Here is a 22,462-nt window from a genome sequence, read left to right on the forward strand (position 1 = left end):
GAGTATCTTCTCGTGCTAAAGCGCTTAATCAAATGGTGCTCTGACGTGGATCAACGAAGGTTCCGGCACCCGGGCGCTGGGCAAAGCAGCCCTCGAGAGGAAGTCAATGATGACTCATGCCATTTCGCGTCGCCGTGTCCTGCAGGGAACCGGGGCGGGAGCCCTCGCCCTGTTGATGAGCAGTACCGTGCCAGCCAATCCCGCCCTCGCCCAGGGTTCCCTGCGGGCCGTCTTCCACATGACGCCGCCGTCCGGCTGGCTCTGCGACCCGCAGCGCCCGGTCTACCTGGATGGCGCCTACCACCTGTACTACCTGCACTCCACGCAAAACAACGGCCAAGGCGGCTGGGACCACGCCACCACCACCGACGGCGTCGCCTTCACCCACCATGGTGTGGCACTGCCGCTGCAGACGGACTTTCCCGTGTGGTCGGGCTCAGCCGTTGTGGACGTCGCGAACACCGCTGGCTTCGGTGCCGGTGCCGTTGTGGCACTCGCGTCGCAGCCCACGGGCGGCATCCGAAAATACCAGGAGCAGTACCTGTATTGGTCCACCGACGGCGGCTACACCTTCACCGCGCTGCCCGGGCCGGTGATCGTCAACACCGACGGCAGGGCCGCCAGCACCCAGGCGCAGATCGGGAACGCGGAGTGGTTCCGCGACCCCAAGATCCATTGGGATGCGGCCCGCGGCGAGTGGGTGTGCGTGATCGGCCGGGCCCGCTATGCCGCCTTCTACACGTCCCCGAACCTGCGCGACTGGCAGCTCAAACGCAACTTCGACTTTCCGAATCACGCCCTCGGCGGGATCGAGTGTCCCGACCTGTTCGAAATGACAGCGGACGACGGCACCCGCCACTGGGTGCTCGGGGCCAGCATGGATGCCTACAGCATCGGGCTTCCCATGACCTACGCCTACTGGACCGGAACGTGGAATGGCGAGCAGTTCCTCGCCGACGATGTCAGCAACCCGCAGTGGCTCGACTGGGGCTGGGACTGGTACGGCGGCGTGACCTGGCCCGCGGTGGAAGCCCCCGAAGCGCGCCGGTACGCGATCGGCTGGATGAACAATTGGAAGTACGCCGCCCGCGATCTCCCCACCGATGCCACCGACGGGTACAACGGCCAGAACTCGATCGTGCGGGAGCTGCGCCTGGAACGCCAGGCAGGCGGCTGGTATTCGCTGCTCAGCAGCCCGATCGGCGCGCTGGCACAGCACGCCACCTCCACCACCGCGTTTCCGGACCGCACGGTCAATGGAAGCTTGGTGCTGCCGTGGAGCGGGCGGGCCTACGAACTGGAGCTGGACATCGCTTGGGATGCCGCAGCGAACGTCGGCGTTTCGGTGGGACTCTCGGCCGACGGCGCCCGCCACACGAACATCGGCAAGTACGGCAACGAACTTTACGTGGACCGTGCGCCGTCGGACCTGGCCGGCTTCTCCCTGGTGCCGTTCACGCGGGCGGCCGCGCCCATCGACGCCGCGGCACGCTCGGTGCACCTGCGGATTTTCGTTGACACGCAGAGCGTGGAAGTTTTTGTGAACGCCGGCCACACCGTGCTCTCGCAGCAGGTGCACTTCGCGGACGGCGACACCGGGATTTCGTTCTACACCGATGGCGGCCCCGCCACCTTCTCCGGTATCACCATCCGGTCCTTCGAATAGCCCAAAAGCCACAACGGCGGCCCGCACGCAAAGGTGGGGCCGCCATTGTGATTTCGACAGGCGCGGATTTCGACAGGCTCAATCACCCACCGCCTGGCTGCATTAATGCTTGCCCACCCGTCCGCTAGATGGGTCCAACGCCGGGAAGGGGCGGTCCCCGCCGCCCAAAGGGGCAGGTCGGGTAGCACCGCCTGCCCGTACACTGGGCAGGTGGACCGCCCCAACACTGCCCTGCTGGAAGCTGTCGCCGCGCTGGCCACTGCTCCCCTCCCGGACATCGCCCACCGCCTGCGGGCCGCCCTCAGCCCCTATTGGGCCTCAAGTTCCCTGGTGATTTTCACCGAGGACTGCACCGGCCGGCCGCAGAAGAAAGCCGGGGATGAAGCCATCATCAGCCGGGTCTCCATCGCCGAACTCGACGCCATCCGGGCGGCACTCCTCGACGCCAACGCCGGCATCTGGCGCGGCGAAGCAGCTTTCGGCGGTGAGAAGCGACCGCTCCTTGCCGTCACTTCGCCCAGCAACGCGTTGTTGGTCCTCTCCGACCCGCAGCCCGCCCCGGCCTCCCATGGCGGGCCGGACGGGCAGTGGATCCTCCACTACCTCTGGACGCTGGCCGCTGAACGGATCCGCGAAAAGGTGGCGGACGCACCGCCGTCGTACCTCATCGAATCCCGCGCCGCCTCCGCGGAGCGCCTGCGCGTGACTGCCGAACTCGTGGACCAGCACTCCACCACCCTCGAAGCCCTGCTGGCTGCACTTCGGTCACCTGCACTGACCGCCGCCGCCGCCCGCACGGCCGCCACCGACGTCGCGGCCAAAGCCCTGGTGGGGCTGCGCACGCTCAGCGACCGCACCACAGACCTGGTGGAGGAGCCCGTTGCTTCCGCGTTCCAGCGCCTCCGCGAGGACCTGCGCCCGCTGATGAACTTCAGCGGCATCGACGTCCAGTTCATCGAGCCGCCGGTCAACGGCCGGGCGCTTCCCGGCGAGGTGGCGCACGCCGCCAGGGCGATCGTGCGCGGTTTGGTCCTCGCCATGGTGGACCAGGAGGGTGTCCGCCGGGTCCGGACGCAGTGGGATTGCGACGGCGTGAACCTCCTGATCAACGTGCGCGACGACGGCCACGGAGAACTGTCCGCGTCATCGCCCGCCATGGCACGCCTCGTCCAGCGCGTCGAGGTGCTCAACGGCAGCATGGGCGTGGACGTGATGCCCGGCTGGGGTTCCGATATCGCCGTGGTGATTCCGCTCGATCCGCCTGCCCGCCCGCTGGCCGAAGTGGCTGACTGGAACCTGGGGGAACGGGAAGTCGAAGTGCTGCAGCTGCTCGCCGCCGGCCAGCGGAACCGGGGAATCGCCGCGAAACTGCACATCAGCGAAAACACAGTGAAGTTCCACCTCCGCAACCTCTACCGGAAGATCGGCGCCACCTCGCGCACTGAAGCGATGGCGCTCGCCCACAGCAACGGCCGGCGTTAACATCAGCCGCCACCTACCTGAGAGTATGGAGCATGGCTTCCAACATTGACCGCGAACCCGACGTCGAGGCGGAGGCGGGCCATGGCGGCGTGCAGTCCGTGGACCGTGCCCTCGCGGTCCTGGAGATCCTGGCGCGGGACGGCCATGCCGGCGTCAGCGACATCGCCGAGGAAATGGGCATCCACAAATCCACCGTCTCCCGGCTGCTCGGTTCGCTGGTGAGCAGGGAAATGGTCCACCAGAACAGCGACCGAGGAAAGTACCAGCTGGGTTTTGGCATCCTGCGGCTGGCCAGTTCCATCCCAGGCCGGCTCAGCCTGGTCCGCGAGGCCCGGCCCGTGCTGGAGGCCCTCGCGGAGGAATTCAAGGAAACGGTGAACCTGGCCGTCCTCCGCTCCAATTATGCCGTCAACGTGGACCAGGCGATGGGCCCGTCCACCCTTGCCACCTATGACTGGGTGGGCAACCTGACGCCGCTGCACGCTACCTCAAGCGGTAAGGTCCTGCTGGCTGCGCTGCCGGCAGAGGACCGGGACCGCATCCTGAAGGAGACCGGGCTGCCGGCACGGACTCCCAGGACCATCACCAACCGCAAGGAACTCGAAACCCAGCTGCTCGCCGTCGCCCGCGACGGGTACGGCGTGGTGCGGGAGGAATTCGAGATCGGCCTGACCGCCGTAGCAGCGCCGGTCTATAACCACCTGGGCGCGGTGATCGGGGCCATCAGCATCTCCGGGCCGGCCTTCCGCTTTGAGCCTGAGGAGATCCCCGGACTCATCGAGGGCATAAAGCAGGCCGGACTGCAGGTCAGCGCCAGGATGGGCTACACCCGGCGTTAGCTACGGGGCGCTGGTTGCGGCCGGGCCGGCCGGGTACCCGGCCATCAGCGCGGCCGAAACCACCCAGATCATGCCAATGCCTGCCACGGCGGCTCCTCCGCCCAGGCCTGTTGCCGAAGCCGCGAGGCCGGCGCCTGCAGCGGACGCAGTGGCACGGAAGCCGGCACCCACGGTGAAGATCTGTGACCGCAGGTGCGGCGGGCTCAGGTGGCTGCGGAGGAAGAGCATGGCCGCGGAAGTGGACGCAGTGAACACTCCGGACAGGCCGATGGCAGCCACCGTCCAGGCGGTGCCGAAATCGAAGGCGGCGCCAATGGTCAGCAGTCCCGTGGCCAGGAAGCCCAACATCATCACAGCCTGCGGGCGGGCACGGCTGGGCCGGATGGTTTCGAACAGCGCCCCTGCGAGGCTGCCGACGGCGAACGCGGTCACCAGGAGTGCGCCTTCGCCGGGGCTTCCGATCCGTTCGATGGACAGTGCCACGGCCGCCACCGCCAGCCCGCCCTGGCCGAGCTGGCTCAGGGTGGATGCTCCGGTCACCACTGCGAGGGGCCGGTGGCTGAGGATACGGTGCAGCCCGGACTTGACCGTTTGCCACACGGAGCCTGCTGTCCGGCCACGGGCTTTGAGTCCGGTGGCTGCGGCGCTGACGGCTCCAATGAGCGCAGCGGCGGACAGCACCCAGAGCGCGGCACCGCCCGGAAGGAAGGTGGCCATCACGGCGACGAGTGCGGGCCCGGCGACGGCGGAGATGTTGTAGGAGAGGGCGTCGTAGGCGAAGGCGCGCCGCTGGTCCGGGATCTCCTCGGCCACAAAGCTGGAGAGTCCGCCCATGTAAAAAGGCGAAACTGCCCCGGCCACGGCCAGCAACACAAAGACCAAGGGCAGCGGGACCTGGCCGAGGAAGGACGCCGTAATAAGTGCGGCCGCGGTCAGGAAACCCGACACCGCGATCAGGGCCCCTGGCCGGCGTGAGCGGTCCAGGGCCGCACCCACCATTGGCGCCGCTACGACGCTGGGACCGAGCGAGACAGCCACCAGCGCGCCGCCGATGCCGACGTCGTTCAGTTCCTGGACGGCGAGGATGGGGATGGCGACGGAGGAACCGGCCATCGCCAGCCTGGGCGGCACCGAAGCCGCAAGGTATCCGGCAGCGCTCATCCGCCCGTGCCCTGCCGCTGATGTGGCGTCATGCGCTCACCCGGCATCGGCGCCGCCGTCGTCACCGTGCACCTCGGTGAGGTTGTCCTCGGAGCGGTCCAGGTACGCCAGCAGGAGATCCGCGGCGCGGTCCAGTTGGCCGGCTTCCAGGGCCTCGCAGATCGCTTCGTTGTCCGGCAGGTAACGCTGGTAGAACAGGGCGTCAGCGGTGGCTTTGTGGAAGAACAGGCGCATCTCGGCCAGCACCTGGGCCATGATGGTGTTCAGGCGCTGGCTTTTGGCCATGGCAACGATCGCGCCGTGGAAATGCTGGTTGGCGGTGCCCCCCGCCTCATCGTCACCGGCAGCAGCAGCCCGTTTGCCTTCCTCGACGGCGGCCCGGACGGCGGCCACGTCTTCCGGACTCCCGCCCGCGCGCAGGGCACTGACCTCGATCGCCCGTCGGACCGTATAGACATCGTGGATGTCCTCGGCACCGAGGCTCGCCACAAAGACTCCCCGGTTGGGGTGGCGGACCACCAGCCGTTCGCTCGCGAGCTCGGCGAACGCCTCGCGGACCGTATTGCGCGATACGCCCAAATCCTCGGCAATGGTGGATTCGGTGAGGCGGGCTCCCGGGACCAGGGCCCCCTCGGCCAGCTGGAGGCGGAGTTCGTCGGCCACCCGTTCCGCCACGGACGGGACAACCACGCGAAGGCGGCTGGCGGAGAGGCGGCCGGGAGCGGTGCGGTCGGTGCGGTCGGTGGCCATACGGATGAATTTACATGATCGTCACATCGTTGAATCGAAGGATTGTTGAACAATCGCTGGTTTTAGTGCATCCTAGATGAACCGCCCCATGAGATGGAGATCACAAGTGGCACTTATCGACCTCAACAGCGACGTCGGCGAATCGTTCGGCAACTGGACGCTCGGTGACGATGTCGCCATGTTCCGCTCGGTCAGCAGCGCGAATGTGGCCTGCGGCTTCCATGCGGGTGACCCCAGCGTCATCCGCCGGACCTGCCGTGAAGCTGTTGCCGCCGGTGTGGTCATCGGCGCGCACGTGGGCTACCGGGACCTCGCCGGCTTCGGCCGCCGTTTCCTTGATATCCAACCGAACGAGCTCGCGGACGACGTGGTGTACCAGATCGGTGCCCTGCAGGCGCTGGCGGCCGCTGAGGGAGCCGAAGTGCGTTACGTGAAGCCGCACGGCGGCCTCTACAACGCCATCATCCACCACACCGCCCAGGCCCAGGCCGTCGTCGACGCCGTGAAAGCCGTTGACCCCGGCCTGCCGATCATGGGCCTGCCCGGTTCCGAAGTCCTCCGGCTTGCGGCGGAAGCCGGGCTCCGGCCGGTGACAGAAGCGTTCGCAGACCGCGCCTACAACCCGGACGGAACACTCGTGTCCCGGTCGCAGCCCGGAGCGGTCCTTCACGATCCCGCGGAAGTGGCGGAACATGTACTGCGGATGGCCACCGAAGGGTCCGTCCGGGCCATCGACGGTTCCATCCTGGACATCCACGCAGAAAGCATCTGCGTGCACGGTGACTCGCCGGGGGCCGTAGCCATGGCCGCCGCGGTGAAGTCCGCTCTGGGGGACGCCGGTGTCACCATCGGCTCGTTCCTCTAAACCCATCCCCGGCCGCTTCCCGGCCTTTCGCACCACCCCTCACCCCCGGAGGAAAACATGACCAGCACCAACAAGGCAGCAAGGACTGCGGCAAGGAAGCCGCCGGCCGGCGCGCTCAAGGCGTATATCGCCAGCCTCACCGGCACGTCGCTCGAGTACTACGACTTCGCCATCTACTCCGTCGCCTCGGCGCTGGTGTTCCCCAAGATTTTCTTTCCCTCCGATGACGAGTTTGTGGGGCTGCTCCTCTCCTTCTCGGCCTTCGCGGTGGGCTACCTGGCCCGCCCCATCGGCGGCGTCATTTTCGGCCGCCTCGGTGACAAGATCGGCCGCAAGTATGTCCTCGTTTTCACCCTGGTGCTGATCGGCATCGCCACCGTCCTCATCGGTGCGCTGCCTGACTACTCGGTCATCGGCGTCGCAGCCCCCACCATCCTGGTGCTCCTGCGCCTGGCCCAAGGCATCGGCGTCGGCGGTGAATGGGGCGGTGCGGTACTGCTGTCCAGCGAATTCGGCGACCCCAACAAGCGTGGCTTTTGGTCCTCGGCGGCCCAGATCGGCCCGCCGGCCGGCAACCTCATGGCCAACGGCGTCCTTGCCGTCCTGGCGGCCTCGCTCAGCACCGAGGCGTTCCTCTCCTGGGGCTGGCGCGTAGCCTTCCTCGCCTCGGCCGTCCTGGTGGTCTTCGGCCTGCTGATCCGCCTCAAGCTGGAGGAAACCCCGGTCTTCAAAGCCATCCAGGCCAAGGGGGACCGTCCCAAGGCGCCCATCAAGGAAGTCTTCACCACCGAACCCCGGGCCCTGGTCTCGGCTGCCCTCTCACGGGTTTGCCCCGACGTGCTCTATTCGCTGTTCACGGTGTTTGTTGCCGTCTACGCCACCAAGGAACTGGGAATGACCACGGGCAACGTGCTTGCCGCCATCCTCATCGGCTCTGCTTTCCAGCTGTTCCTCATCCCGGCCGCCGGCGCCCTGACGGACCGTTTCAACCGCCGCTGGCTCTACGGCATTGCCGCCGCGGCAACGGCCGCCTACATCCCGTTGTTCTTCCTGATGATCCAGGGCAGGTCCGTGGCGATGCTGACCATCGGCGTGGTGATCGGCCTGGCCCTGCACGCCTTTATGTACGGCCCGCAGGCCGCCTTCATCACCGAGCAGTTCCCGGCCCGCCTCCGCTACGCGGGCAGCTCGCTGGCCTACACCCTGGCCGGTGTCATCGGAGGTGCCGTGGCTCCGCTGATCTTCACCGCTCTCTACGGCGCGGCATCCGGCGGCTGGTACCTGATCGCCGGCTACATCGCCCTGACCGCCGTCATCACCATCGTGGGCATGCGCCTGGGCCGAGACCCGCAGCCGGAAGCGGACCTCAACCTGCTCCACAACGGCACCGCGCAGGGCAGCCACGCCTGAGCGGCGCGGCCTGATTCCCATGGAAACTGTCACCAATCCCGGCACTGCTGCCCGGGTCCGCGCCGTCCGGCCGGTGGGCACCACGGCGGTGCTCGCCCAACTCTCCGGGCTCCAGGACGTCCTGGCACTGCAGGCCCTCCTCCTGGAGGAACCGCTGGACGGCCAGGTGGACGTCCTGGCCGCCGCCGAAACCGTGATGGTCACGGCGGATTCGCCTGCTGCCGCCCGCCGCATGGCCCAGCGCCTGATGGCGATGGACCTGACCGTCCGGCCCCACACCGAGGGCATGCTGGTCACCATCGAGACCGTGTACAACGGCGAGGACCTCGCCGAAGTGGGGCGGCTCACCGGCCTGGGGGCCGAGGGAGTGGTGGCCGCCCATACCGGGCAGGTCTGGACTGTTGCCTTTGGCGGTTTCGCACCCGGTTTCGGGTACATGGTGGGCGAAAACCAAGTCCTGGAAGTGCCGCGCCGGAGCTCGCCGCGGACGGCTGTTCCGGCGGGCTCGGTGGCGCTGGCCGGCAACTACTCGGCCGTATACCCGCGCAAATCCCCGGGCGGCTGGCAACTGATCGGCCGCACCGCAGCACCTATGTGGGACCTCAGCCGGGAGCAGCCTGCCTTGGCCGCGCCCGGGGACCGGGTGCAGTTCCGGGCCGTGCGGGAGCTGGTGGAGGTTTCCGCGGGGTCCGCCGGCACGGCGGAATCCGGTGCTGCGGTTGCGCGTGAGGCCGGCACAGCTGCCGGGCTGCGGATCCTCTCGCCCGGGCTTCAAAGCCTGGTCCAGGACCTCGGCCGTCCCGGCCACGGCGGGCTGGGAGTCTCGGCGGCCGGCGCCCTTGACCGTTCTTCCCTGCGCCGCGCCAACCGCGTGGTGGGCAACCAGCCCTCCGCCGCCGTCGTGGAGACCGTCGCCGGCGGGCTGCGCGTGCAGGCCGTGGGTGACCAGGTGCTTGCTGTGACAGGCGCGCCCGCGGCACTTACTGTGCTCACGCCGTCGAACGTCAATGCCGGTGACACAGATGACGCCGGCCTGCCGGAGCAGGTGCGCGAGGTGCCCATGGCCACGGCGTTTGCCCTGCTGGACGGCGAAATCCTGACCCTTGGCGCGCCGGAACGAGGCTGCCGCAGCTACCTCGCCATCCGCGGTGGCGCGGACGCCGAAAGCGTGCTGGGCAGCCGGTCTACCGACACGCTCGCCGGCCTTGGGCCGGCACCGTTGGCCGCGGGCCAGCTGCTTGCCGCCGGAGCCGCAACGTCCTCCAACGTGGTGGGCAATCCGGAGCTCCAGCCGGAGTATCCGGATGCCGGGGTGACCGTCCTGGACGTCGTCCCCGGTCCCCGGGATGAGTGGTTCGACGCCGCCGCGCTGGAATCACTCTGCACGCAGGACTGGACGGTGACCCCGCGCTCCAACCGCGTGGGGATGCGCTTGGACGGCGAGCCCCTCAAGAGGTGCCGGGACGGGGAACTGGCCAGCGAGGGAACGATGTCCGGCGCCATCCAGGTCCCCCCGGAGGGGCAGCCCGTGCTGTTCCTGGCGGACCATCCCATCACCGGTGGCTATCCCGTGGTGGGCGTGGTGGTGGACCACCAGCTGGACCTTGCCGCCCAGGTCCCCATCGGCGGCCGCATCAGGTTCCGCTGGGCCCCCGGGTATGCCCCGCCCCTTGGGCTGTCCAGCACTTCCCCCAACGTTTCCAAGAAAAAGTGAGCAGCACAATGCGCAAGGTCCTGATTGCCAACCGCGGAGAAATCGCCGTCCGCATCGCCCGCGCCTGCGAGGACGCCGGCCTGGAGTCTGTCGCCGTGTATGCGGACGTGGACGCCGACGCCATGCACGTGGGGGCGGCCACCGAGGCCTACAGCCTGGCCGGCAACGCGCCGTCGGATACCTACCTTGATATCCCCAGGCTGCTGCGGGTCGCCGCGGACTCCGGAGCGGACGCAGTGCACCCCGGGTACGGGTTCCTGTCCGAGAACGCCGACTTTGCCCAGGCTGTCCTCGATGCCGGGTTGACCTGGATCGGACCCGGCCCGGAAGCCATCCGTCTGCTCGGCAACAAGATTACGGCCCGCGAGATCGCCGTCCGCGCAGGCGCTCCCCTGGTGGCTGGCAGCGACGGGCCGGTTGCCTCGGCTGCGGAGGCGAGGGCTTTTGCCGAAGAGCACGGCCTTCCGATTGCCATCAAGGCCGCGTTTGGCGGCGGCGGGCGGGGGCTCAAGGTGGTCCGTGAGATGGATCAGATCGAGGAAGCATTCGACTCCGCCGTCCGCGAAGCCGTAGTGGCGTTCGGCCGCGGCGAGTGCTTTGTGGAGCGGTACCTGGACCGGCCCCGGCATGTGGAGGCGCAGATCCTGGCGGACCGGCACGGGAACGTGGTGGTGGTGGGAACGCGCGACTGCTCGCTCCAGCGTCGGCACCAGAAGCTGGTGGAAGAGGCGCCGGCGCCCTTCCTCACCGAGCAGCAGACCCGGCAGATTTATGATGGCGCCAAAGCCGTCTGCCGCGAAGCCGCCTATACGGGGGCCGGGACGGTGGAGTTCCTGGTGGCCGCCGACGGCACGGTGGCCTTCCTTGAGGTGAACACCCGACTCCAGGTGGAGCACCCCATCACGGAGGAAACAACGGGCGTGGACCTGGTCCAGGAGCAGTTGCGGATCGCCGCCGGTGAAACCCTGCGCTTCGCCTCTGATCCCGAGCCCCGCGGCCACTCCTTTGAATTCCGGCTCAACGCCGAGGACGTGGGCCGCGGATTCCTGCCCTCGCCGGGAACCATCGCCACGTTCAGCGGCCCCACCGGTCCGGGCATCCGGCTGGATTCCGGGGTGCGTGCAGGGTCCATCGTGGCGCCGCAGTTCGACTCCCTGCTGGCCAAACTCATTGTTACCGGGGCGGACCGGCAGCAGGCGCTGCGCCGCGCCCGCCGCGCCCTGGCCGAAATGGAGATCACCGGCGTGGCAACCGTCCTGCCGTTCCACCGCGCCGTCGTCGAGGCGCCGGACTTCACGTCAGAGACTGCGCTGCTCGTCCACACCAGCTGGATCGAAACCGACTTTGCCGGATTCATCCCTGCAGATCCCGGCTTCGGCACCACCGTTCCGGAAGGCGCGCGGCGCACCATCACCGTGGACGTCGATGGCCGGCGCCTCGCCGTCGGCCTTCCCGCAGCGCTGCTGGACGGCTGGGCACGTTCGGGCGCCCCCGTCCCCGCAGGGGTTTCCCTCGACGCGGAGTACGACGGCGGCGCTGCGGCTGCAGCTGCCGCCCCCGGAGAGCTGCGGGCTGAGATGGCTGGGACGGTGGTGAAGTGGCTGGTGGAGCCGGGCGCCGAGGTGTCGGCGGGGGACCCTGTGGTGGTGCTTGAGGCGATGAAGATGGAGACGCAGGTTGCCGCCCACCGCGGGGGAACCGTCACGGATGTCCGGGCCCAAGCCGGCGGAGTAGTGAAGGCAGGGGCGGTGCTGGCGACGATCGCGGGCTGAAGCCGAATCGCGCGGCCGTCGGCTGGTGTGCCGCGCCCGCCTTATGGGGAAAGGCCCTGGACTAAAACGTCCGGGGCCTTTTTCGTGCACAGTCATCGATTGCTGCTGACGCAACAGGCCCCGTCATCTGAAACAGGATGATCTTTGCTGTGCCCGCTGTCAAGGCCTCCGCAATAAGCGCCGGAGGGGTCGCAATAGAAGCAAAAACCCTTGACAAGCGGTGTGAGGTGGCGCACTCTGTTGCTTATTGCGAGTGCTGTTGTTCATGACGGAACTCACGAATTGTCCCCGAGGAACCTGGAACAAAGAAAAAGGACCATCGTGCACAAGGCAGGCCCGCTCAGCGAACCGGCACCCGGGGAAGCCCTGCAGCTGGACACCTCCGGGTTCAGCCTCCGTGACGTAAGCGTCGACGCGCCACCGGCCAAAATGCCGGTACGCCACCACCAAACAACAGTGATCGAAGGCCGCATCATGATCACCGAATCGACGGACGTCCCCAACGTCCCCCACGGCGGATGGGCGGCCAAGTCTAAGCGCCAGCCCGTGAATCCGAACCAAAGGACCTGCTCATGGCTCTAAACAGTGAAACCCGTCCGGACAACGACGTCTGGCCCGAAGCCGAAAACCTTCCCGCCTCCCACGGTCCCGCGTCCGAGGCCGAAGACACCGAACAGATCATGCAGGAACTCCGCCAGACCAAGGCCGAACAGGCCGTGGCGGAGCGCCGGAACCGAAAGCTCACCCTGGACAAAGCCACCTTCGGCATCACCGGTGCAGTGGCCCTGGCCTTTGTGGCCTGGGGCTTCCTGGGCCGGGACAGCCTGGCGGCCACGTCAACAACCGCCCTCAACTGGGTGATGGAATACACGGGCTGGCTCTTTATGGTCCTGGCCTCGTTGTTTGTCGTTTTTATCCTGTGGCTTGCCCTCGGCAAGTGGGGCAACATCCCCCTCGGCAAGGACGGCGAAAAGCCAGAATTCAAAACGGTCTCCTGGATCGCCATGATGTTTGCCGCCGGCATGGGCATCGGCCTGATGTTCTACGGCGTGGCAGAGCCGCTCTACCACTACATCTCCCCGCCGCCCGGAACGGTGGACGGACGCACTCCGGCGGCCATCCAGACCGCGATGGCCACCTCCATCTTCCACTGGACCCTGCACCCCTGGGCCATGTACGCCGTCGTCGGCATCGCCATGGCCTACGGCACCTACCGGCTGGGCCGCCGACAGTTGATCTCCGCAGCATTCACTTCGCTGTTCGGCATCAGGACGGTGGAAGGCCCGGTGGGCAAGTTCATCAACATCCTGGCGATCTTCGCCACCCTCTTCGGCACGGCAGCCTCCTTGGGCCTTGGCGCCCTCCAGATCGGCAGCGGGCTTACCTCCAACGGCTGGATCGGCGAGGTGGGCACGCCCGTCCTGGTGGCCATCGTCGCCGTCCTGACAGCCTGCTTCGTGGCCTCGGCCGTGTCCGGCATCAGCCGCGGCATCCAGTGGCTGTCCAACATCAACATGGTCCTTGCCGTTGTCCTGGCGCTCATCGTCTTCATCGCCGGGCCCACCCTGTTTATCCTCAACCTCATTCCCGCGGCAGTGGGCGACTACGCCAGGGATCTGGCTGAGATGTCCTCCCGCACCGAGGCCGTCGGTGACGAGGCGCTGCGGACCTGGATGTCCGGCTGGACCATCTTTTACTGGGCCTGGTGGGTATCCTGGACGCCGTTCGTGGGCATGTTCATTGCCCGCATCAGCCGCGGCCGCACCATCCGCCAGTTCGTCACCGGCGTCCTGCTGGTCCCCAGCATCGTCAGCGTCATCTGGTTCGGCATCTTCGGCGGAACCGCCTTCCACGTCCAGCAGGAAGCTGACAAGGCGGGTACCCCCGGCCTGGTGTCCATGGCCAGCGGTTCACCGTCCATCGACTTCGACGGAGCCCTGTTCGACCTGGTCCGCAACATGTCCATGCCGGAGTGGCTGACCGCGTCCGTCATTGTCCTGGCCATGGTCCTGGTAGCCATCTTCTTCATCACCGGTGCCGACTCGGCGTCGATCATCATGGCGTCCCTGAGCTCCAACGGATCCGCTGACCCGAAGCGCGGGCTGGTCATCTTCTGGGGCCTGCTCACCGGCGCAGTAGCCGCGGTGATGATGCTGGCAGGCGGCGATGAGCCCTCCGAGGCGCTGTCCGGACTGCAACGGATCACCATCGTGGCCGCCCTGCCGTTCGTGCTGGTGATGCTGCTGCTCTGTTTCGCCCTGGTCAAGGACCTGCGCCGGGACCCGCTCTCCCTCCGACGGCGGCTGGCTGACTCCGTCGTGGAGCGCGCCATCCGTACAGGGGTGGACCAGCACGGCGGCGTCCAGTTCGACTTCGTCACCAAACATGAGTGCGGGGAACGCTGCCCGGACGGCACCTGTCCGGGCGACGCCCCCGGCGCCGATGCCAGCAAGCCTTCCCCCCAACACCTTTAGGAGCACACCATGACGATCCTTCTTGAGAACATCCCGTCAGGAAGCACCACTGCCGGCGCCACCGCGGCAGCAGGCGCGGCGACCGCAGGTGCCACCACCCGCCGGGCCCAGTTCGTCCTCACCTTGTCCTGCCCCGAACAGCCCGGGATCGTCCGTGCTGTCACCGCCTTCCTGGCAGACCGCGGCTTCGACATCGTGGAGCACCAGCAGTTCGACGACCACGTCAGCGCAAAGCTTTACCTGCGGACCGCGTTCACCCTGGGCGCGGACATCCACCATGAGAACGGGCTCAATTACCAGGACGTGGACAGCCTCTCAGCCGCCTTCGCGCCCATCGCCGGTGAGTTCGGCATGGACTACACCTTCAACGACGGCAGGCCCCAGCGGCTGCTGGTGATGGTCTCGAAGTTCGGGCACTGCCTCAACGACCTCATCTTCCGGTGGCAGGCCGGCAGCCTGGGTGCGGAGATCGCCGTCGTGGTTTCCAATCACGAGGACCTCCGCCCCATGGCGGAGGCCGCCGGGCTGACCTTCATCCACGTCCCGGTGACTGCAGCCACCAAGCCCGAGGCGGAAGCCCGGCTGCTGGAGCTCGTGGCCGAGTACAACGCGGACCTGGTGGTCCTGGCCCGCTACATGCAGGTCCTGTCCAACGACCTCTGCGCCAGCCTCCGCGGCCGGGCCATCAACATCCACCACTCATTCCTGCCCGGCTTCAAGGGTGCCAAGCCCTACCACCAGGCCTACGACCGCGGCGTGAAGCTGGTGGGCGCCACCGCGCACTACGTCACGGCTGACCTGGATGAGGGACCCATCATCGAGCAGGAGGTGTTCCGCGTGGACCACAGCCTGGACGCAGACGCGCTGGTGACCGTGGGCCGGGACGCCGAAACGCAGGCGCTGGCCCGTGCCGTGAAGTGGCACTGCCAGCACCGCGTCCTGCTCAACAACACCCGCACTGTCGTATTCCGCTAACGCGAACGCCCGCAAAGCAAACAGGAGAACTATCTATGAGCGCATCACCACGCGTTGTCATCATCGGCGCCGGCATCGTTGGTACCAACCTTGCCGACGAACTCGCCACCCGCGGCTGGACCAACATCACGGTGGTGGAACAGGGGCCCCTGGAGCTGGCGGGCGGTTCCACATCGCACGCCCCGGGCCTGGTCTTCCAGACCAACCCGTCCAAGACCATGACCGAATTTGCCAGCTACACGGTGGAAAAGCTGCTCTCGCTCAGCGCGGACGGCGTTTCCTGCTTCAACCAGGTGGGCGGGCTGGAACTGGCCACCACGGAAACCCGGCTGGAGGACCTGAAGCGCAAGCTCGGCTACGCCACCTCCTGGGGCGTTGAAGGCCGGATCATCGACGCCGACGAGTGCGAGAAGCACTACCCGCTGCTGAACAAGGGTGCCCTTGCCGACGGACGCCGCATCCTGGGCGGCCTCCTCGTGCCCAGCGACGGCCTGGCATCCGCCGCCCGCGCCGTGCAACTGCTCATCGCCAAGACCCGCGCCGCCGGGGTTACCTACCTCGGTTCCACCGCCGTCACCGGCATCGCCCAGTGGGGGGGCAAGGTGACCGGGGTGGAGACCTCATCCGGTGTCATCCCGGCGGACATCGTGGTCTCCTGTGCAGGATTCTGGGGCCGTGAGCTCGGCAAGCTTGCCGGGCTCAGCGTGCCGCTGCTGCCGCTGGCGCACCAGTACGTCAAGACCACACCGCTGGACGCGCTGCGCGGTGTCAACGAACTGCCCAACGGTGCCAGCAAGCCCATCCTGCGCTACCAGGACCGCGACCTGTACTTCCGCGAGCACGGGGACCGGATCGGGATCGGCAGCTACGCGCACAAGCCCATGCCTGTGGACATGGCCAACCTGCCGCGCGTGGGCGCCGAGGAAATGTCCGACCACCACATGCCGTCCCGCCTGGACTTCACCCTCGAGGACTTCGCCCCGGCCTGGGAGGACTGCCAGGACCTGCTGCCGGCCCTGCACGGCACGCAGATCAACGACGGCTTCAACGGCATTTTCTCCTTCACCCCGGACGGCGGCCCGCTCATCGGCGAGGCCCCGGACGTCGAGGGCCTTTTTGTGGCCGAAGCGGTCTGGGTAACGCACTCCGCCGGTGTGGCCAAGGCCATGGCCGAGCTCCTGATCGAGGGCCACCCGCACACCGACCTGCACGGCTGTGAGCTCACCCGCTTCGAGAAGGTGCAGACCTCCGATGCGTACGTCAGCGAAACGTCCCAGCAGAACTTCGTGGAAATCTACGATGTCCTGCACCCGCTGCAGCCCAAGGAATCCCCGCGGGACCTGCGCGTCAGCCCGTTCAACGTCCGGCAGAAGGAACTGGGGGCGTTCTTCCTGGAGTCCGCCGGCTGGGAGCGGCCGCACTGGTTCGAGGCCAACCGCGGCCTGCTCGAGGAGCTGCCGGCCGAATGGCAGACGCCGGAGCGTGACCCCTGGTCCGCCATGTTCTCTTCCCCCATCTCTGCCGCCGAGGCGTGGAAGACGCGTACCGCCGTCGGACTTTTCGACATGACGCCGCTGAAGCGGCTGTCCGTGGTGGGCCCGGGCGCGCAGGCGTTGCTGCACCGGCTCAGCACGGGCAACATCGCCAAGAAGCCCGGTGCCGTGACGTACTGCCTGCTGCTGGAGCACGACGGCGGCATCCGCAGTGACGTGACCGTTGCACGGCTGGCGGAGGAAGACTTCCAGCTGGGTGTCAACAGCAACGTGGACTTTGACTACCTGCGGGTGGAGGCGCGGAAGCAGTCGGCCACCGATCCTTCCCAGTGGGTGCATGTCTCCGACATCACCGGCAGCACCTGCTGCATCGGGCTGTGGGGCCCGCTGGCCCGCGAGGTGATCGGCAAGGTCAGCGCCGACGACCTCACCAATGACGGCCTGAAGTACTTCCGGACCAAGGAAATCTCCGTGGGCGGCATTCCCGTCACAGCCATGCGGCTCTCCTACGTGGGCGAGCTGGGCTGGGAGCTTTACACCACCGCCGAGCACGGGCTCAAGCTCTGGGACCTGCTGTTCGAGGCGGGCCGGGAGCACGGCATCATCGCGGCCGGCCGCGGCGCCTTCAACAGCATGCGGCTCGAAAAGGGCTACCGGCTCTGGGGTACGGACATGACGTCCGAGCACCACCCGTACGAGTCCGGCCTGGGTTTCTCCGTGGCCAAGGACAAGACCGGTTTTGTGGGTGCCGAGGCTCTCGCCGCCCGCAAGGAGCAGCCTGCCACGCGGGCACTGCGGTGCCTGACGGTCGACGACGGCACGTCCATCGTGCTGGGCAAGGAACCGGTGTACGTGAACGGCTCGGCTGCCGGTTACGTCACCAGTGCCGCCTACGGCTACACGGTGCGCAAGCCCATTGCTTACGCCTGGCTGCCGGCCTCGGTGTCCGAGGGCGACTCGGTGGAAATCGAGTACTTCGGGCGCCGGGTGGCCGCTACTGTCACTCCCGAACCGCTCTTCGACCCCGGCATGGAGCGCCTCCGCGGCTGACCAGCCCGCTGGTTGAACCTGTCTAAACCCCATCGGGAAACCGGGGGCTGCCAACTGGCGGCCCCCGGTTTTTCGTGTCACCGCGAGATGGAACTTAGCGGCCGTCCGGGCGTCGAAGATTGCCGGTAACCGCCAGCTCGCGGGGTGGAGCGGATGTGACCCTGAAGAGCGCAATCGCTGGCGCTCCGCGGGGGTCGTGGAACCGGACCCTAAAAATTTCAGGAAAAATTCCCGGGGACCCGGTTACAGGCCCTGTTTTGTCAGACCCCCTTGTGATGATTGTTTTATGGGGAAAGCGGCGGTGGTGAAGGCGAGGAGTGATGTCAGGGCTGCTCTTGCCGTGCTTCATGCCGAGGTGGTTGAGCGTGGTGCGGTGCCGTTTTCGGAGGTTGATCCGTTGGCGGGGCTGGGGGATGGGTGCTTGGATATTCTTGCGGTGGCGCGTGAGGCGGAGGCCGGGTTCGCATGGTTGAAGGCCCGGGCTGCCGCGGCGTACGCGGAGACCGCCTACGCTGCGGCGCCGCCGGACGCTCCGGTGCAGGCTTTGGAGATGGCTGTCGCGGCGGAGATCGGGGCCCTGCTGTCGTTGGGTTCCCGGGCCGCGGGTGCGTTTCTGTCCGCGTCGCATGCGCTGGTAGGGGAGTTGCCGTTGACGGTGTCGGCGTTGCAGGACGGGGCGATCACCTGGCAGCACGCGCTGGTGATGGTGGATGAGGCGGTCGGCCTGGACCGGGCCGGTGCGGCGGCTCTGGAGGCGCAGTTCCTGGACCCGGACGTACCGAGGCCGGCCACGGCAGCGTTGGTGGGGGAGATGCCGGCGTACCGGTTCAGGGCCAGGGCCCGGACGTGGCGGGAACGCCACCATGCGGCGTCGATTGAGAAGCGCCATGCCAGGGGTGTGGCGGATCGGCGGGTGGAGTTCCGGCCGGAGCCGGACGGGATGGCCTCGCTTTCGGCGTACTTGCCTGCGGGGCAGGCCACGGCGGTCTGGAACCGGCTTACCGCCGCCGGCCGGGGGCTGCAGGGGCCGGGGGCGGGCCGGACCCTGACGCAGTTGCGGGCGGACCTGTATGCCGGGTGGCTCCTCGGCGGCACCACCAGACCAGCCACCGCCGCTCCCGAAACCACCAGTCCCGGAGCCACCAGTCCGGGAGCCAGTCACGGAGCCGGTGACGTTACCGGTCCCGGAACCGATGGCCGTCTCTCGGAGGTCCGGGCGCAGGTGCTGGTCACCGTGCCGGTGTTCTCCCTGTTGGGCCTGACCGAGGAGCCGGCGGTCCTGGACGGGTACGGGCCGATTCCGCCGTCGATGGCCCGCCAGCTGGTCGCCAACGGGGCCACCTCGTTCTACCGGGTCCTCGTGGACCCGCGTGACGGGGCGCCGCTGGAGATCGGCCGCACCAGCTACCGGCTGACCCGGGCCATGAAAAAGACTTTGCAGCTTCGGGATGGTAAATGCACGTTCCCCGGCTGCAGCAACGCCTCCTTGGATAACGAGGCCGACCACCTCACGGCCTGGCAGCACGGGGGAACCACCGGAATCAGCAACCTGGCGCAGCTCTGCCCGAAACATCACCGGCTCAAACACAACAGCGGCTGGACACCCGATCCAGCCACGAAAAACGCGCCGCCGGGCTGGACCTCACCCACCGGCAGGCATTACAAAGCAGAACACCACGACTGGGAACCACCCCACTGGCCCCACCACCTTCAGTCCGGGACCGTGGAAACCGCCGGCAGCCCTCCGGACTTCATCTACGCCAGGCTCTCCCCGGGCGAAGAGGCATTACAAAGCAGAACACCACGACTGGGAACCACCCCACTGGCCCCACCACCTTCAGTCCGGGACCGTGGAAACCGCCGGCAGCCCTCCGGACTTCATCTACGCCAGGCTCTCCCCGGGCGAAGAGGGATTCGAGCGGTTCCTGCACGCCCCACCCGCCTGACCAACCGCACTCCTGCGCCCTCTGAAGCACCCACCAGCAGGCTCCGGGATTCGACCGGCTCACCCGCCGTGCCCGGGTTTCGACGGGCTCACCCACCGGCTCTGGGTTTGGACGGGCTCACCCACAGGGCTCTGGGTTTCGACCGGCTCACCCACAGGGCTCCGGGTTTCGTCCGGCTCAACCACCGGCTCTGGGGTTTCGACCGGCTCACCCACCGGCTCTGGGTTTCGACCGGCTCACCGTGCCCGGGTTTCGACCTGGTCACCCACGGGTTTTCGGGTCGACAGGCTCAACCACCGGCTCTGGGGTTGGGCGCGCTCACCCACCCGGCGACGGCGACACGCGGGCACTCGCCGCATGTCGCCGTCGTCGTCATGTCCTTACTGGCTCCCTCTTGTAAGATCGCCCGGGGATTAGCCCCTCCGTGGCAGGCTCCAGTTCCTCCGAAGAAACCTCCGCGGCGCCGTCCGCACCATGCGGGGTGAAGCGGACGAACATGGCTTTGAAGCCGGGGGTGTTGGATTCGCGGGCCACGTTTTCCTTGTGGACCAGGGCGTTGGCCTCGGGGAAGTACGCTGCCGCGCAGCCCTTGGCGGTGGGGTAGGCGACGAGGCGGAACTTGTCCGCCTTCCTGTCGTGGCCGCGGAAGGTGCTGACCACGTCCACGAGGTCGCGGTCCTTGAAACCCAGCTCCACCAGGTCCTCGGGGTGGATCAGGATCACCCGACGGCCGCCCGAGATGCCGCGGTAGCGGTCGTCCAGGCCGTAGTAGGTGGTGTTGTACTGGTCGTGGCTGCGGATGGTCTGCAGGACCAGGTGCCCGTCCGGCGGGGTGAGGTACTCCAGCGGGCTGACGGTGAAGCGCCCGCGGCCGATGTCCGTTTTGAAGGACCGGGTGTCGCGTGGCGGGTTGGGCAGGACGAACCCGTTTTTGGTCCGGACCCGGGTGTTGAAGTCCTCGAAGCCGGGCAGGACACGGGCGATGTGGTCGCGGATCACGTCGTAGTCCTCGGCCATCGCCTTCCAGTCCACCGAGTGGTCCGGGCCGAACGTAGCCTCAGCCATCCGCGCCACAATGACGGGCTCTGCGAGCAGGTGCTCGGAGACCGGGGTCAGCCGGCCCTGCGTGGAGTGCACCACGGACATGGAGTCCTCCACGGACAGGAACTGGGCTCCCTTGGGGTGCTTGTCGTCCTTGTCCGTCCGGCCCAGCGTGGGCAGGATCAGCGAGGTGCGGCCGTGGACGATGTGGGAGCGGTTGGGTTTGGTGGAGATGTGCACGGTCAGGCCGATCCGCTGCATGCCCGCTTCCAGCGTTTCGGTGTCCGAGCAGGCCAGGGAGAAGTTCCCGCCCATGGAGACAAACACGTCCACCTCGTCGCGTTCGAACGCTTCCATGGCCTCGACGGCGTCGTAGCCGTGGTGCCGCGGGGAGGCGATCCCGAACTCGGTATCGAGCGCGTCGAGGAGCCATTCCTTGGGCTTTTCCCAGATGCCCATGGTCCGGTCGCCCTGGACGTTGGAGTGTCCGCGGACGGGGCAGGCGCCGGCACCGGGCTTGCCGAAGTTGCCCTGCAGCAGCAGGACGTTGACCATTTCCTTGATGGTGTCCACCGAGTGCGGCTGCTGGGTCACGCCCAGGGCCCAGCAGAAAATACTGGCCTTGGATTTGATCAGCATCCCGGCAACGGTCTCGATCTGGGCCCGGGTGAGGCCGGTGGCCTTCTCCGTCTCGGCCCAGTCCAGCTCGGCGCGCGCCTGGCGGTAGGCGTCGAACCCGTCGGTCTGGGCGTCGATGAAGGAATGGTCGACGACGGAACCCGGGTTCCGCTCCTCCTCGGCCAGGAGCAGGTGCCCAAGCGCCTGGAACAGTGCCAGGTCACCGCCCACCTTGATCTGCAGGTACTCATCCGCGAGGGGCGTGCCGCCGCCGACGACCCCGGAAACGGTCTGCGGGTCCTTGAAGTTGAACAGGCCGGCCTCGGGCAGCGGGTTGACCGCCACCACCTTGCCGCCCTTGTCCTTGCACTCCTTCAACGCCGACAGCATGCGCGGGTGGTTGGTGCCCGGGTTCTGCCCCACCACAAAAATCAGCTCGGCGTCGTGGATATCGTCCAGCGACACGGTGCCCTTGCCGATGCCGATGGTGGGGTTCAGCGCCGAGCCGGAGGACTCGTGGCACATGTTGGAGCAGTCCGGCAGGTTGTTGGTGCCGATCGCCCGGGCATAGAGCTGGTACATAAACGCGGTCTCGTTCGCGGTCCGCCCGGAGGTGTAGAAGACGCACCGGTCCGGTGTGGACGCCCGGACGTGTTCGCCGATCAGGTCAAACGCCTCAGCCCAGGAAATCGGCGAGTAGTGCGTCTCGCCCGCCCGGATCACCACCGGTTCGCTCAGCCGGCCCTGGTTGCCCAGCCAGTACTCCGTCTTCGTCGAAAGCTCAGCGATCGAGTGCTTGGCCCAGAACTCCGACCCAACCGTGCGCAGGGTGTTCTCCTCCGCCACCGCCTTGGCGCCGTTCTCGCAGAACTCGGCCGCCTTGCGCTTCCTGTCCGATTCGGGCCACGCGCAGCCCGGGCAGTCAAAACCGCCCCGCTGGTTCAACCGCAGCAATGAATGGGCCGTCCGGGCCACGCCGGCCTGCGCCACCGCGCGTTCCAGCGCCACCATCACGGCCTTGACGCCGGCGGCCTCGCTCTTGGGCTTATGGACCTCGAGGTCATCCTCGTTGATATCCGCGACGGGGGCGGGCTGCTTACCGAACTTCATCGTTCCAACTTCCTAACCGGCATACGTCCTGCTCGTCCTGTTGCACTGCTCGTTGTCCTGCTGCACGGCTGATGCCACCGAGAAGGCGCGCCGGGC

Annotated in this window: 15 protein-coding genes; 12 read left to right on the top strand and 3 right to left on the bottom strand. The window is 67.5% G+C overall.

Annotated features, from left to right (window positions below):
• Window positions 1-109 precede the first annotated feature (109 nt).
• The 3 genes from BACI348_RS01950 to BACI348_RS01960 all read left to right on the top strand — a co-directional run bounded on the left by BACI348_RS01950 (window position 110) and on the right by BACI348_RS01960 (window position 3,987).
• Window positions 110-1,666: a glycoside hydrolase family 32 protein gene (locus BACI348_RS01950; protein WP_159823707.1), complete on the top strand. Its 1,557-nt coding sequence runs from the start codon at window positions 110-112 to the stop codon at window positions 1,664-1,666.
• Between the two features lie 210 nt (window positions 1,667-1,876).
• Complete coding sequence (locus BACI348_RS01955; RefSeq protein ID WP_236557354.1) at window positions 1,877-3,148, top strand: helix-turn-helix domain-containing protein; 1,272 nt, start codon at window positions 1,877-1,879, stop codon at window positions 3,146-3,148.
• A 32-nt stretch (window positions 3,149-3,180) separates the two neighbouring features.
• Window positions 3,181-3,987: an IclR family transcriptional regulator gene (locus tag BACI348_RS01960; protein ID WP_159823709.1), complete on the top strand. Its 807-nt coding sequence runs from the start codon at window positions 3,181-3,183 to the stop codon at window positions 3,985-3,987.
• Here the strand turns inward: BACI348_RS01960 and BACI348_RS01965 are convergent, their stop codons facing one another.
• Both BACI348_RS01965 and BACI348_RS01970 read right to left on the bottom strand, forming a co-directional pair.
• Window positions 3,988-5,148 carry an MFS transporter gene (locus tag BACI348_RS01965; RefSeq protein WP_159823710.1) on the bottom strand — a complete coding sequence of 387 codons (1,161 nt, stop codon included), beginning with the start codon at window positions 5,146-5,148 and terminating at the stop codon, window positions 3,988-3,990.
• A gap of 36 nt (window positions 5,149-5,184) precedes the next feature.
• The gene (locus tag BACI348_RS01970) at window positions 5,185-5,898 is read right to left on the bottom strand and encodes a GntR family transcriptional regulator (RefSeq protein WP_159823711.1); all 714 of its coding nucleotides are present in this window, start codon (window positions 5,896-5,898) and stop codon (window positions 5,185-5,187) included.
• 106 nt (window positions 5,899-6,004) lie between these two features.
• On the opposite strand from BACI348_RS01970, the gene BACI348_RS01975 reads away from it, so the two are divergent.
• The 9 genes from BACI348_RS01975 (at window position 6,005) to BACI348_RS02015 (ending at window position 20,082) form a co-directional block, all read left to right on the top strand.
• A complete protein-coding gene (locus BACI348_RS01975) occupies window positions 6,005-6,763 on the top strand; it encodes a LamB/YcsF family protein (RefSeq protein ID WP_201298358.1) in 759 nt (252 codons plus the stop codon).
• 57 nt (window positions 6,764-6,820) lie between these two features.
• Complete coding sequence (locus BACI348_RS01980; RefSeq protein ID WP_159823713.1) at window positions 6,821-8,173, top strand: MFS transporter; 1,353 nt, start codon at window positions 6,821-6,823, stop codon at window positions 8,171-8,173.
• 19 nt (window positions 8,174-8,192) lie between these two features.
• Window positions 8,193-9,887, top strand: coding sequence for a 5-oxoprolinase subunit B/C family protein (locus tag BACI348_RS01985; RefSeq protein ID WP_159823714.1), 1,695 nt, complete (start codon window positions 8,193-8,195; stop codon window positions 9,885-9,887).
• 8 nt (window positions 9,888-9,895) lie between these two features.
• Window positions 9,896-11,659, top strand: coding sequence for an acetyl/propionyl/methylcrotonyl-CoA carboxylase subunit alpha (locus BACI348_RS01990; RefSeq protein ID WP_159829703.1), 1,764 nt, complete (start codon window positions 9,896-9,898; stop codon window positions 11,657-11,659).
• A 321-nt stretch (window positions 11,660-11,980) separates the two neighbouring features.
• Complete coding sequence (locus BACI348_RS01995; protein ID WP_236557356.1) at window positions 11,981-12,241, top strand: hypothetical protein; 261 nt, start codon at window positions 11,981-11,983, stop codon at window positions 12,239-12,241.
• Window positions 12,232-14,133, top strand: coding sequence for a BCCT family transporter (locus BACI348_RS02000; RefSeq protein ID WP_159823715.1), 1,902 nt, complete (start codon window positions 12,232-12,234; stop codon window positions 14,131-14,133). Before BACI348_RS01995 ends, BACI348_RS02000 begins: the two co-directional genes overlap by 10 nt.
• A 9-nt stretch (window positions 14,134-14,142) precedes the next feature.
• Window positions 14,143-15,108: a formyltetrahydrofolate deformylase gene (gene purU / locus BACI348_RS02005; RefSeq protein WP_159823716.1), complete on the top strand. Its 966-nt coding sequence runs from the start codon at window positions 14,143-14,145 to the stop codon at window positions 15,106-15,108.
• Between the two features lie 35 nt (window positions 15,109-15,143).
• On the top strand, window positions 15,144-17,651 hold the full coding sequence (locus tag BACI348_RS02010) for a GcvT family protein (protein WP_159823717.1): 2,508 nt from the start codon (window positions 15,144-15,146) through the stop codon (window positions 17,649-17,651).
• 286 nt (window positions 17,652-17,937) lie between these two features.
• On the top strand, window positions 17,938-20,082 hold the full coding sequence (locus BACI348_RS02015; RefSeq protein ID WP_236557358.1) for an HNH endonuclease signature motif containing protein: 2,145 nt from the start codon (window positions 17,938-17,940) through the stop codon (window positions 20,080-20,082).
• Here the strand turns inward: BACI348_RS02015 and BACI348_RS02020 are convergent.
• The gene (locus BACI348_RS02020; protein ID WP_159823718.1) at window positions 19,970-22,366 is read right to left on the bottom strand and encodes an FdhF/YdeP family oxidoreductase; all 2,397 of its coding nucleotides are present in this window, start codon (window positions 22,364-22,366) and stop codon (window positions 19,970-19,972) included. The two genes, BACI348_RS02015 and BACI348_RS02020, sit on opposite strands and share 113 nt — an antisense overlap.
• Window positions 22,367-22,462: the final 96 nt, after the last annotated feature.

The sequence above is a fragment of the Arthrobacter sp. 9AX genome (assembly GCF_902506095.1).
Lineage (GTDB): Bacteria > Actinomycetota > Actinomycetes > Actinomycetales > Micrococcaceae > Arthrobacter.